The sequence below is a fragment of the Pseudoalteromonas sp. Z1A8 genome (assembly GCF_011378855.1).
Taxonomy (GTDB): Bacteria; Pseudomonadota; Gammaproteobacteria; order Enterobacterales; family Alteromonadaceae; genus Pseudoalteromonas.
In genome coordinates this window covers 1-11,713 of sequence record NZ_WTLB01000075.1, presented here as the reverse complement: position 1 = coordinate 11,713, position 11,713 = coordinate 1, and the positions used below count along the sequence as shown (strand labels likewise).

General features: G+C 37.9%; 16 protein-coding genes. 12 read left to right on the top strand and 4 right to left on the bottom strand.

Features of this window, described 5'->3' with window-relative positions; all coding sequences use genetic code 11:
• Positions 1-61: 61 nt before the first annotated feature.
• Both GQR55_RS18690 and GQR55_RS18685 read right to left on the bottom strand, forming a co-directional pair.
• The gene (locus GQR55_RS18690; protein WP_166421792.1) at positions 62-664 is read right to left on the bottom strand and encodes a hypothetical protein; all 603 of its coding nucleotides are present in this window, start codon (positions 662-664) and stop codon (positions 62-64) included.
• 93 nt (positions 665-757) lie between these two features.
• Positions 758-1,027 carry a helix-turn-helix transcriptional regulator gene (locus tag GQR55_RS18685; RefSeq protein WP_166421791.1) on the bottom strand — a complete coding sequence of 90 codons (270 nt, stop codon included), beginning with the start codon at positions 1,025-1,027 and terminating at the stop codon, positions 758-760.
• 113 nt (positions 1,028-1,140) lie between these two features.
• On the opposite strand from GQR55_RS18685, the gene GQR55_RS18680 reads away from it, so the two are divergent.
• The 7 genes from GQR55_RS18680 to GQR55_RS18650 all read left to right on the top strand — a co-directional run bounded on the left by GQR55_RS18680 (position 1,141) and on the right by GQR55_RS18650 (position 5,101).
• On the top strand, positions 1,141-1,350 hold the full coding sequence (locus GQR55_RS18680; RefSeq protein WP_166421790.1) for a hypothetical protein: 210 nt from the start codon (positions 1,141-1,143) through the stop codon (positions 1,348-1,350).
• Between the two features lie 79 nt (positions 1,351-1,429).
• Positions 1,430-1,807, top strand: a complete 378-nt coding sequence (locus GQR55_RS18675) for a hypothetical protein (RefSeq protein ID WP_166421789.1) — start codon at positions 1,430-1,432, stop codon at positions 1,805-1,807.
• A gap of 680 nt (positions 1,808-2,487) precedes the next feature.
• Positions 2,488-2,715, top strand: coding sequence for a helix-turn-helix domain-containing protein (locus tag GQR55_RS18670; RefSeq protein ID WP_166421788.1), 228 nt, complete (start codon positions 2,488-2,490; stop codon positions 2,713-2,715).
• Complete coding sequence (locus tag GQR55_RS18665) at positions 2,715-3,602, top strand: replication protein RepA (RefSeq protein WP_166421787.1); 888 nt, start codon at positions 2,715-2,717, stop codon at positions 3,600-3,602. The genes GQR55_RS18670 and GQR55_RS18665 overlap by 1 nt, the downstream gene beginning before the upstream one ends.
• A gap of 241 nt (positions 3,603-3,843) precedes the next feature.
• Positions 3,844-4,191, top strand: a complete 348-nt coding sequence (locus GQR55_RS18660) for a hypothetical protein (protein ID WP_166421786.1) — start codon at positions 3,844-3,846, stop codon at positions 4,189-4,191.
• Between the two features lie 8 nt (positions 4,192-4,199).
• Positions 4,200-4,925, top strand: a complete 726-nt coding sequence (locus GQR55_RS18655) for a zeta toxin family protein (protein WP_166421785.1) — start codon at positions 4,200-4,202, stop codon at positions 4,923-4,925.
• Between the two features lie 8 nt (positions 4,926-4,933).
• Complete coding sequence (locus GQR55_RS18650) at positions 4,934-5,101, top strand: hypothetical protein (protein ID WP_008136936.1); 168 nt, start codon at positions 4,934-4,936, stop codon at positions 5,099-5,101.
• 61 nt (positions 5,102-5,162) lie between these two features.
• Here GQR55_RS18650 and GQR55_RS18645 read toward each other — a convergent pair whose 3' ends face one another.
• Positions 5,163-6,479 (bottom strand): tyrosine-type recombinase/integrase, encoded by a 1,317-nt coding sequence (locus GQR55_RS18645; RefSeq protein WP_166421784.1) that lies wholly within the window; start codon positions 6,477-6,479, stop codon positions 5,163-5,165.
• A gap of 529 nt (positions 6,480-7,008) precedes the next feature.
• Positions 7,009-7,338, bottom strand: coding sequence for a 5-carboxymethyl-2-hydroxymuconate Delta-isomerase (locus tag GQR55_RS18640; protein WP_166421783.1), 330 nt, complete (start codon positions 7,336-7,338; stop codon positions 7,009-7,011).
• 209 nt (positions 7,339-7,547) lie between these two features.
• Here GQR55_RS18640 and GQR55_RS18635 point away from each other — a divergent pair, with 209 nt between their 5' ends.
• The 5 genes from GQR55_RS18635 to GQR55_RS18615 are packed head-to-tail and all read left to right on the top strand — an operon-like array spanning position 7,548 to position 11,558.
• A complete protein-coding gene (locus GQR55_RS18635) occupies positions 7,548-8,033 on the top strand; it encodes a CreA family protein (protein WP_166421782.1) in 486 nt (161 codons plus the stop codon).
• A 29-nt stretch (positions 8,034-8,062) separates the two neighbouring features.
• The gene (locus GQR55_RS18630; RefSeq protein WP_166421781.1) at positions 8,063-8,836 is read left to right on the top strand and encodes a hypothetical protein; all 774 of its coding nucleotides are present in this window, start codon (positions 8,063-8,065) and stop codon (positions 8,834-8,836) included.
• An 11-nt stretch (positions 8,837-8,847) separates the two neighbouring features.
• Entirely contained in the window at positions 8,848-9,474 is a 627-nt protein-coding gene (locus GQR55_RS18625) for a LysE family transporter (protein WP_166421780.1), read from the top strand.
• A 32-nt stretch (positions 9,475-9,506) separates the two neighbouring features.
• Positions 9,507-10,001, top strand: coding sequence for a gamma-glutamylcyclotransferase family protein (locus tag GQR55_RS18620; protein ID WP_166421779.1), 495 nt, complete (start codon positions 9,507-9,509; stop codon positions 9,999-10,001).
• A 15-nt stretch (positions 10,002-10,016) separates the two neighbouring features.
• Positions 10,017-11,558: a serine hydrolase gene (locus GQR55_RS18615; protein ID WP_166421778.1), complete on the top strand. Its 1,542-nt coding sequence runs from the start codon at positions 10,017-10,019 to the stop codon at positions 11,556-11,558.
• Positions 11,559-11,713: the final 155 nt, after the last annotated feature.

The following is an 11,713-nucleotide window of genomic DNA, read 5'->3' as shown; positions in this document are numbered from 1 at the left end:
AGTGATTTTAGTGATCAAAGCTTAATGAGAATAAGCGATCAAAGTTAATGCAATTGGGTGATCAAAGCTGGAGAGAATATGCAATCCCGTGTGCTGTGAGTGTTCCCAAACTCTGCCAGTTTTGTATTCGATTAAGATCTTCTGCAAAAAGAGGCGGATGAAATTTATAAACAGACAGCTGCACATTGTGTAATTGTTCCTCACAATCAATTACCCCTAATACCAATTCATCTATTCCATCACCATCGATATCAAATTGTGCAACTATATATTCATTTGTATTTTTAGGATATGAAGGTGATTCATCGACTTCTTCGTAACCAACATTGAAGAACTTAGGTAACTCAATCGATAGACCTTTGTCAAAATATACCCTAAATCTCAAGTCTGTTTGTTCAAAGTAAGCGCAAACTTTTGTTGGGTACTGGTGAAATTTTTGCTTAATCAGGTTAAGTTCCAAAAGATCGCCATTGAGTATTTCACTGAAAGTTAACTCACATGCATTAATCTTGCTTGAGCCTGATAAGCTTTTGAAGTTTTTCTGCTGAAGTTTGATGTGCTCAAACCAAGGAATTAAGTCACTTCGAATGAGTGGAAAGATACTAACGATTGCTAACATTAAAACAATTATTGGTTCTAAGTTCTCTTCGGGAAAAAGATCCATGCTACAGCAAGGAGGATAACCAAAATTAACAACCAGAATGAGAGTGTGGGCTTTCTCATTAAAACTCCTTTTAAAAAATTACTATACCTAAGTTTATTCGTTCGCTGACCAGGTTAATATTTTTTCAGCTAATCCATCCTCAATACAATACAAGTAAGCAGTGGGCACTTCTAAAATATCAGCAAGTGCTTTTACTGTTTTAAAGTCTGGAGCATGCACGCCTTTTTCGTATTGGTTCATTCTTGCTGATGCAGCAAACTCATCCATTCCAGCTAAAATTCCTAACTGTTTTTGTGATAGACCTTTGGTTTTTCTTGCCTCTTTTAAGCGCTTTGGAAATGGTGATTCGTCATTAGTTTTCATTATTTATTGTTCTTAGCTTGAAAACTAAGAGTTTCTTAGCTTTAATTGAATATAGATACTAAGGAATACTTAGCATTTTGTTTGTGTTACGAATTGAGTTTGGAGGAATGAATATGCTTGAAACATTTGTATGTGTATTAGTTGGGGTTATTTACTTGCTGGTAAGTATATTTACAAGCGATGAGCAGTCGTCGAACGAAAACGAGCAACTAGATCAATTGAATGATGGTATGGGCAATATTATCGCTGATGGTGAATTTATGTCGCGTGAAGAAGCTGAGGATGCACAATCACGTGGTGAACTTTTCGACACCTATTACTAATAAAGTTAGGCATGCCTAACTTTATTAGTAATAGGGTAGTGAGCAAAATTAGGCATGCCTAATTTCAAGGAGTAATGTAATGCTACTTTTAGACTTGTACAAAAAGGTTGAGCTAAGGCCGTTCATCCCTGTAGTAGCTGAGTTTCAAAGCCGCTTAGCTGGTATAGAAGATGAATGTGAACCATTAGGTCTGTCATTTGAGAAAGAAGTGCAATCAGAGCAGGAAATCTTTTTTGCTCTGATTTCTCAAAAAGCATTGGCTTTCGATGTAACAAATGAAATCGGTGAGGTTTGGGATATTAGACTAGAGCCTTTCAGTCATTTTAAATCTCGAAGCAAAGAAATCACCTTTCCGTTCATGGGTTGTAATGAGCAGAAGCAACAAAATATTAGTGAGTGGATTATTGCTTTGTGTAATTGGGAAGGATCTTTTCTATATTCAAGTGCAAAGCATTAGCAGAGATTGCAGTTATGACTTTATATGAATGGTTCCAAGCGTGGGTTTTAATGGTGTTAGCGATTCGCGCTACTCGACGCTATGACAAGCTGAAAAATGATCTTTTTGCAGCAATTAAAGAAGGCAGAATTTAAACATGGCTCCTGTACTCGCTGGTTGCGCTTTGATTCTAAGTCTTGTGATCTTCTTCGCTGTTTTGTTTCATTTTAAAAATAATCGTTAGTGCACCTACCCAAAGGTGCACAGTAAATTACTATTAATTATTCACTTTGCAATACACCTAAAGAAGAAATAGCTTGAGAAACATGCTCAATTTTAGAGCTAACAAGGTGACTAGGGAAAACTAAAAATATCACCATTAGCCAGTATCTTAGAGTTAAATTTATTTGTAGCTTATAAATCTTATCTACTTTTATCAGCTCTATAACCTTACAGTAATTCTTATATTTTTCTTTCTAACAGCCATTTTGTCGGCTCCTTTGTTTTAACCGACTTATCAATTTAATCATATTTTTTAGTGATTCAACAATTTTGTCACTATTTGTAGATTTTTTTACTGGCTATATATACATACTGTATATAAAAAAGGGTATTGCATGTTAGGGTAGCTTTTTTGAGAAATCAGTAACTTTATTCCCATAATAGTAAGGCATTCCATAAATTAGTAAACGGAGTGCTTTATGCCGAAAATCAAACCTCAATTTTATACAGCAGATGAAGTTGCTGAAGCTTTATGCTGCTCTAAGCAAACCCTATACAACAAGCTAAGTGAGAACAGGCAAGCAAAAGCGTGCCACTCAATGCCTCCTTATATTAAGCAAGGTGGTAAAACACTGTTTCCTATATCAGAGTTCCACCACTGGATTGAAACGCAGCCTTTAATTCGCAGCGGGGAGATTTATTACTAATGGCCCTATCCCATAACAACATAGAAATAATTACAAAGTGTCCTATAGAAGAGCGCACCATTGGTTTATACCCTGCATTTTTGATAGACCCATGTATTTTACCTCTTAAAAAGCTTGAGAAGTGCAATGTCGAAGGTTTTGGCAAGTACAAAACTGTAATGTTGAGTAGCCCTCAAATCTTGCCTTATGGTCATTATGCAAGGTTGATTATTGCTCATCTTACAACACAGATCCGTCGAAGGCCTGAACTACCTTCATACGTCATAGCTAAATCGGTAAGCGACCTGTTTCAGCAAATAACAGGTCAAGACTGTATATCAGGTGGCACATACGCTAATTTTTTACTCTCTCTCGAAAGAGTGTTTGATACGACATTTACAGTTGTTTCAACTAATAATTCAGAAGATAAAACTAATAATTCAGAAGATAAAACTCGAAGAAGAGGGTTTTTCGCTGAAGCAGATAATGTGATCACCAATGAGTATGACGTTGGTCAATTCAACGCTAAATACAAGCAGGTTCTCTACACTCCCTCGAGCAGCTTTAAGGCGTTGATTACCGGTGATAAAAGTATTATTCCCATTGATTTAAGATTTCTTCAACTTGCTCGAGCTAAAGACATTGTTTTTGCCCATGATCTCTACCTATTTCTCATACGTCGAGGCTACGGACGCGAAAGAGTTGGTTTTGTTCCTTGGGTGACTCTCCACAAAGACATCTTTCCTTATTTTAAACGATTCGCCTTTAGTAGGTTCAAACGGCGCTTTTTGCACGCTTTAGACTTCATTCTTGAATGCCATCCTCATTCAGGCATTCGTGTAGATAAAGAGGACAAAGGTTTAGTCATTCCACCTAACAATTATCTACTTCGCGGTAGAGGGGGCTAGCGTATAGCTGTTTACAAATTATGTATAAGTAGCTGCTAGTAATGTCACTGGCGGGCAAAAGTTTGTCATTGGCGAACAGTTTTATGTCACTGAGGGCCAAATGTTTGTCACTGACGGGCAAAAGTTTGTCACTGAAGGACAGTACCACCAATGCAGTCCTTTATTATCAAGGCCTCTAGCTCCCTGCTAAATACCTTAAATTCTCAATATCCAAAAATCTTATTATTAAGGACACTTAACTGTGAATAACAAAACTTATAAGTACGAAAAGTACATGAAGAACCTGCCCTACATCAAAGATATTCAGTTATACAAAGCTGTGGGGATGACGCTTTATCTTATCATTGATAAAAATAGAACTTTAAAGTTTGCACTCTCTTCTGCAAGCACAAAGCATAACTTTAAACCAAAGAAGCGAATTGAAGACCTTGTTCGGATCGCTCTGCCTGATGACTTCTTTGAAAAAAGGCAAAGAGCTAATGCACCAAAAGAAAAACGAGAAGAGGCTGCCCAAACTCATAGGGTATATTCAGAATTTGAATCACTTGCTAATAGGCACTTAAGTGACATAATGGATAGAGAATCATAAGGCTTCATATGACACCAGAAGAATTAGAGCGACAGGCAATAGCCTATGCTAAAAATAATAGGACTCGTATAGCTCGCGAGTTAACAGACAAAGATCAGTTTCCTCCGGATACTAGGCCAGTTTCTGTTTTCATGGCTGGTTCGCCTGGTGCAGGTAAAACTGAAGCTTCAAAAGCCTTTTTGGAAGAGATTGGAGCTGATAATGTATTAAGGCTTGATCCTGATGAACTGAGAGAGCTTATACCTGGTTATACAGGTGATAACTCGTATTTATTTCATCGTGCTGTATCTTTTATTGTTGAGCGAACACTTGACCATGCGTTCAAAAACAAGCAATCTTTTTTGTTAGATGGAACTTTGGCAAGTTATGATGTTGCAAAAAAGAATATTGAACGTTCTATTCGAAAGGAAAGGCAGGTACTAATTCTGTTTGTATATCAAAAACCAGAGCTCGCTTGGGAGTTCGTTGAGGCAAGAGAAAAGCTAGAAGGACGTAGAATTCTACCTAATACCTTTATTGATCAGTTCTTTGCTTCTCAGGAGGCTATAAGGGAACTTAAGCTCAAGTTCGGTAGTCAAATTCAAGTGGATTTATTAGTTAAAAATAATAAGGGCAAAACACGTTTTTATCACGATAACGTTCAGGCAATAGAGCATCATTTAGATGAAAAATTCACTAGAGAAGATCTGGAGAGCCTGATAGAATCATCATCCAGCTCAAAAAACGAGCTTTAGGAGTGTTTATGTTTTCAAATTTAATTAAGCCAAAGCCAACGCAAAACTCTAAGCTTTCAGATTTTGTGTTAGATTCTAGCTCAAGCGAGAAGAAGCGAGTTTATAGTCAAGTTATTGAGCGCGCTATTACCTCTCAAGTGCAGCTTGTCAATAAAGCGTCTGCAACTCAAAGATAATCAACAAAAAGTCCCACTAAGGGACTTTTTAGATTTAAAGTAAACTGATTCAGCATAAATTTTAACTTAGCAAAGCACTCATCAACTCAATCTTTTGTTCCTTAGTTAAGTTTGCTAACAAACTTTTCATTTCACTCATTTTATTTTCTGGCTCTTGTTCAATCAAACCCGCATATTTGGCTATCGTTTCTGTTACTTTTTCTGCAGGCTCTTTAAGCTCCTCAGCGGTTAAAATTAAATAGCCAGCAGTTACATCACTTTTATCTGTAATATGGTTTAGAAGGCGTTTTAGGAGGCATCCTGATACTCCGCTACTCTCAGCCATTGATGTAAATGTTCTGCGCAAATCATGCGAAGTAATTTTTACTCCTGCAATTTGGCATACATGTTTTAACGTTTTTTTAGGATCAGTGAGGTAGCCCTTTTTACTGTTTGTCCCAAACACATAGTCAGATACCTTATATTCTTTTCGTCGATTAAATATCTCTGCTAATCGATCTGTAATAGGGAACTCGACATCTAAGCCGTTTTTTGTATCTTCTAAAATGAATATCCTATCTTCAAGATGTACTTGTGACCATGGAAGTTGCAGTAGTTCAGACCTTCTCAGGCCTGAAAAAATTAAAAATTCTAGGTAATCACAAAAACCAACGCGACTATTTTGGCGATATTTGGCAGCTTCATTTCTAACTTCATATAATGCATCTACAAAAGGTTTTAGCTGTGAACGGCGCAGACGTGTTGTTTTACGCTTTACATTATTCCAGCTTCGTTTTTCAGAAAGTGTATCTACAGGGTTTTCTGGAAATAATGAGCGACCTTCTGAAGACTTGTATTCAGCTTTAGCAAAGTTAAATAAAGCACGCATTAGGCGCATGGTATAATTTGCCTGAGCAGGGCTTCTTGAGGTTATTTCTCGTTGGCGTTTTAAAATCATTGTTTGATTAATATCGGCTAGACGCTTGTTATGCCAGTCTGATAAATAGCAGTTTATTTTTTGGTGGTAACCTCTTTCAGTTATAGGCTTTAGATCTCTAGATTCGATATATGAATCAAAGGCTTCTTTAAGGGTAATCGATGCCGCTCTAAATTGGCGCTTAAGGTCGTTTGGGTTTATACCCTCAGCAATATCTGCCATTACTTTACGAGCCATTCGCCTTGCATCATCAAGTGCAATTGATGGAAAGTAACCAAGGGTGACATTAATCGGGGTGTCTCTCCCTGGTATCTTTTTATAAACTCTAAATGATTTTTTACCAGCTACGCCCACATCTAAAATGAGTCCTGACAATAGATTGTCATAATAACGAGTGCGTTTACCGTTTGATTCTATCTTTTCAAGCGACAATTCTGTGAAGCGAAATTTTGTGTCTGACATATGGTGCTACCTCTGTGCTACTTTGAACGTAAAATTTAACGTTCTGAAATACATAATGATTTATGCATCAGAGGTAGGGTTTATTCAATAACCCCATGATATAGCTATGAAAATTAGTAAATAGTTATATCAAAAAGTAACTCGTAGTAAGTCTTTGTTTTGCAACTCATAATCGTTAGGTCCCCAGTTCGAGTCTGGGAGGGGCCACCACTTTTACAAACTTCCCAAGTAATACCTAATCAAATTATTCAAAGCTACATGAATTTAATTTCGTGTTATTTATTATTCTTTAGTTACCCCTAATAATAAAAAGTAATCTAAATAAAGTTAATCCATAGATTAAGCTAAGCTTTCTTAAATTAGAAAGAGTGCAAATACATTATTAAATTTCAGCGTTATATCAGATGCTATGTATGCTCCGCGCTATAAATGACAGTCAGCAGCATCTAATTTAAGAATACAAAAAAGCCCCAATCGGGGCTTTATGTTATTAGTGTTTACTTTTATTGCTCAAAACTACAAGAGTTAACTAATTTTTACGGTATATCTCATGCTCAATATCGTAAATGTTTACACTTAAGCTATCTGAATCGCGACAATACGTTTTTAAGCACGAAAGTAGCAGTTCGCTTAGCATTTGCTTTTGCTCAATTGAGCGCCCAGCCAATATATGTACCGCAATATGTATAAACCCTGATTTTCCTGCGCCAAGTTGATATTGCTGATAAGCAATAGCGCGCGTTTTTATGGTTTCTAATTCAAATAAGTTACTTTGGAAGGCGGTGTTGTGAATTTTTTCTACGAGAACTTGTGGTAATACAGGGAGATCTTCTGAGTGTTCAATAATAATATGCGGCATTACAGCGTTTCCTATTATGAGTTACTACTTGCGACGAGAGCCTTATTGTAGCAAATACGTCGATACTCGCTAACCCCTCACGACATTAAAATGTTTACTTTAAACTAATTTAGTCGTATTTATTTTTGATGTTAGTATAAAAACAAACAGGTGAACCTTCGCTTAGTAACTTAGCTACTAAGTTACCTATATATTGATTAAGGATAAGTATGAAATTACCACAAAAATTTAAACGTTTAGCGTTACTTGCAGGTGCAGTTGTTACGTTAAGTGCTTGCTCTGATGATGTTGCGTCGGTAAGCCTTGGGTTATTTACAACTAAAGATGTTGTGGTTAATTCGCAGCAAGATCCAATCCTCAAAGGCGTTACTTGTCATATTAGTCATATAGAGGCTAATTTGGACTTTTCAGATCCCTCTGATATGTCTATTGCATGTCGTCAAACGGGGCCTATTACAGCGCAGCAGCTACAAAAAATAGACCGTAGTAAATCAGGTGAAGTGATATTTAAATCATCTAAAAGTATATTATTTAAATCACTAAAAGTGCGCCGTATTTACGATGCTGAAAACCGTACTTTATTGTATTTATCGTATTCAACTAAAGAATCTAGTGGTAGCCACCACCATGCACTATCAACAGTGCCGCTATACAATACTCAAGCGTGGGATTGGGCGCTTACACAAAAAAACTAAACTAGCACTAAAACTTATAAGAGCACCTTATGTTAGCTTTATTTAAATCGGCACCTTTATTGGAAGATCAAGAGCAGCAATGGCTTATTGATACATTTATTTGGGCTGTAGAAAATTTTGAGGCTGAATTTTTTACTAAGCACACCCAAATAATACTGCCAACAGCCACGTTTTTTCCTGATTCAGTGTCGAGCATTGAAGAGATGGCGACCAACGTTTTTACCCGCGTTACTAATTACGCGGGTATGAATGGATGGCCTATTCAGTTAGTTGCACCTCAGCAATTACAACCGCAGGTTTTTCCGCATTTTGAATTTAGTGAACAAATACGTGGCGAAGGTAGTCATTTAATTGTGCCGCCAAGCCATACTATTAATGTCTCGTTTAATCCTAATCAGATAAATCAGCCACAAGATTTGGTAGCAAGTTATGCGGGTACACTGGCAACCATACTTATTCATCATGTTGGTGTATTACCACCTGGGGGTAAAGATTATTTACCACAAGCTGCCGATGCGCTTGCCTGCTTTTTAGGGTTTGGTGTAATGATGAGCAACACGGTGTATCAGTTTAAAGGGGGTTGTGGCTCTTGTTATAACCCATACGCTAATCGTGAAGCTAAGTTAAGTGAAACGCATACGGTATTTATGCATGCTCTTATTAGTTACTTTAAAAACGATAAAGACTCTAAAAAGCACTTAAAGCCGCATTTGCGCGGTCAGTTTAAAAAAGCGCAAAAAGAAATTAAAGCATTGGTAAATAACTCGGCTAACCCGCTGTTATTAGCTTATTCACCAAACTAGCAAGGATCTGCGTGGAATACTTAGATGAATTTTTACTGATTGTTATTGCTCATTTTTTTGCAGTAGCAAGCCCAGGGCCTGACTTTGCCGTAGTACTTAAGCAAAGTGTGCAACAAGGTAGACGCAATGCACTGTGGACAAGCGCCGGTGTTGGCGCTGCTATTTTACTGCACGTTGCCTATTGTGTTTTAGGTGTTGCGCTTATTTTAACGCAGTCACCTAGTTTGTTTATGGCGCTTAAATATGTTGCTGGTGCGTATTTAGCTTATTTAGGCGTACAAGCGCTTAGAGCGGCAAAACCACCAACAAGTAATCAAGACAATATAGAAACAAAAACGGTAGCCGAAGAGCCTGTTTGGTTGGCCTTTAGGCGCGGCTTTTTCACAAATGCATTAAACCCAAAAGCTACGTTATTTTTTATGTCGTTATTTACACTCGTGATTAGCCCAACAACACCTACTAGCGTACAGGTCGGCTACGGCGTGTACATGGCATTGGCTACGTGGGCGTGGTTTTCAATGTTATCGTTAGTGCTTTGTAAACCGAGTGTGCGTGGCTTTTTTCAAAAAAGTGGTTACTGGTTTGATAGAGGTATAGGTGTAATTTTAATTGCTTTGGCTATTCGCGTTGTTATTTAAGTTATATTTTTAATTAGAGAGTAGGAGATAACATGCCGTTATATAATTTTTCGTTTGGCTCTAATATGTCATCTAATCGTTTGCTAGCGCGCTTACCCAATGTAAAGCGTGTAGGAACGGCGGTACTTAAAGGCTATGAGCTTACTTTTGATATGCTATTTAAAGATGGCTCAGGTAAATGCAGTATTTGCCCAAGCGATAAAGAAGGCGCGCTGGTCTACGGCGTTATTTATGAGCTCAATGAAGATGAAAAAGCTATTTTAGATGGTATTGAGGGCGTAGGTTACGACTGCGTAGATATAACCCCAACGCTTTTAAGCGGTGAGACTGTAGCCGCACATTGTTATATAGCTAATACGCACGATAGCGATGTACTCCCATACGATTGGTACATAAAACACGTTCATCGCGGATCACTTGAAGCGGGCGTACCAAAAGAATACAGTGATGCCATATTAAATCGCGCACAAAAAAGCGATACCAATCAAGAACGCGCAGCCATTGAGTTTGCAGTTCATCAAAAATAATAAAATAGGATTGATATGAAATTAACCAAACTTGCCGCAATTGCATTATTAGCTAGCACTACGTTTAGTAGCTGGGCACAAGTTGATACCAACAAAATTGACGATGCTATTAAAGCGTCAATGGCACGTTTTGACGTACCCGGTATGGCAGTCGCTATTGTTGAAAACGATAAAGTGATATTTGCTAAAGGCTTTGGTGTAACTAATCTCGATACCAACAAAAAAGTAAACAAAGATACTTTGTTTGGTATCGCCTCAAATACTAAAGCGTTTACGACAGCGGCACTGGCTAAGCTGGTTGATGAAGGGAAATTAAGCTGGGATGACCGCGTAATTGATCATTTACCAGAGTTTAGGTTATACGACTCATACGTAACTCGCGAAATGCGTATTCGTGATTTATTAAGTCACCGCAGTGGGCTCGGGCTTGGGCAGGGCGATTTAATGATTTGGCCAAGTACCGACAAGTCAGTTGATGAAATTTTAGCGGGATTACAGTATTTAAAACCGGCTAGCAGTTTTCGCAGCAAGTACGCTTATAACAATTTAATGTTTGTTACCGCTGGCGAAGTGGTTGCTCGTGTATCAGGTATGAGTTGGAACGATTATATCGAAAAAAACATATTACAGCCGCTGCACATGGATAATTCACGCGCGGGCTTTTCACGTATTCCTAAAAGTAATAAAAACTGGGCTACAGGTCATATTCCTATGGATGGCACGCTTCATCCATTTTTTGTGAATTACCTAGAAGATTTTAGAGGCGCAGGTGCCATTGCTTCAAGTGTAAGCGATATGAGCCAGTGGCTTCGTACGCAATTAGCGGGCGGTAAAATGCCAAGTGGTGAGCAACTCTTTAGCGAAAAGCAACAAGCGCAAATGTGGCACCCACATATTACGTCTATGGCGTCTAAAAGCGCGTTTGAGTCGTATCATCAGCAGTTTAGAGGTTATGGATTAGGTTGGAGTATTGAAGACTACCACGGCTTTAAAAAGTTAGGTCACGGTGGTGGTATTTTAGGAATGGTATCGCAAGTTACTTTATTGCCTGAGAAAAAGCTCGGTATTGTTATTTTATCTAACCAACAAGCTTTTGGTGCACTTTCGGCAGTAACCCATGAAGTACTTGAAGATGCGCTTGAGCTTGAAGATAAAGACTGGGTAGAAGATTTAGCTAAAAGTCATTTTGAAGGCAAACAGCAAGCATACGCTAATGTAAAACCAGAAGCCCCGGCTGACTACCAACCACAATTACCAAACATTAATTATACCGGTACATTGCACGATGATTGGTACGGCGATGTAATTATTGAGCAGCTTGATAGCAAATTGCATATTGATTTTACGCATACTAAGCGCTTAAAAGGCACGCTTGAGCATTACACCGGTAATACATTTATAGTTAAGTGGGATGAAAAGCTGCTTGAAGCAGATGCGTTTATTACTTTTGATATGAGTACAAAAAATAGAGTGAACAGCGCTAAAATGCGTGCAGTATCAACGCAAGTTACCGACTTTAGCTTTGACTTTAGAAACCTGCATTTAAAAGCAAAGTAGCTAATAGCTTTGATATTTAAAGTATCGATACTTTAAATATCAATATAAACCAAAGTCGCAAAGCCACCTGTCGGTTAACACCATTCAGTTAAGCATGTTTTGACTTAATGGTGTACCGAGTTTTTGAAATTCGAACGGTCCTACTTTTGGGCCGT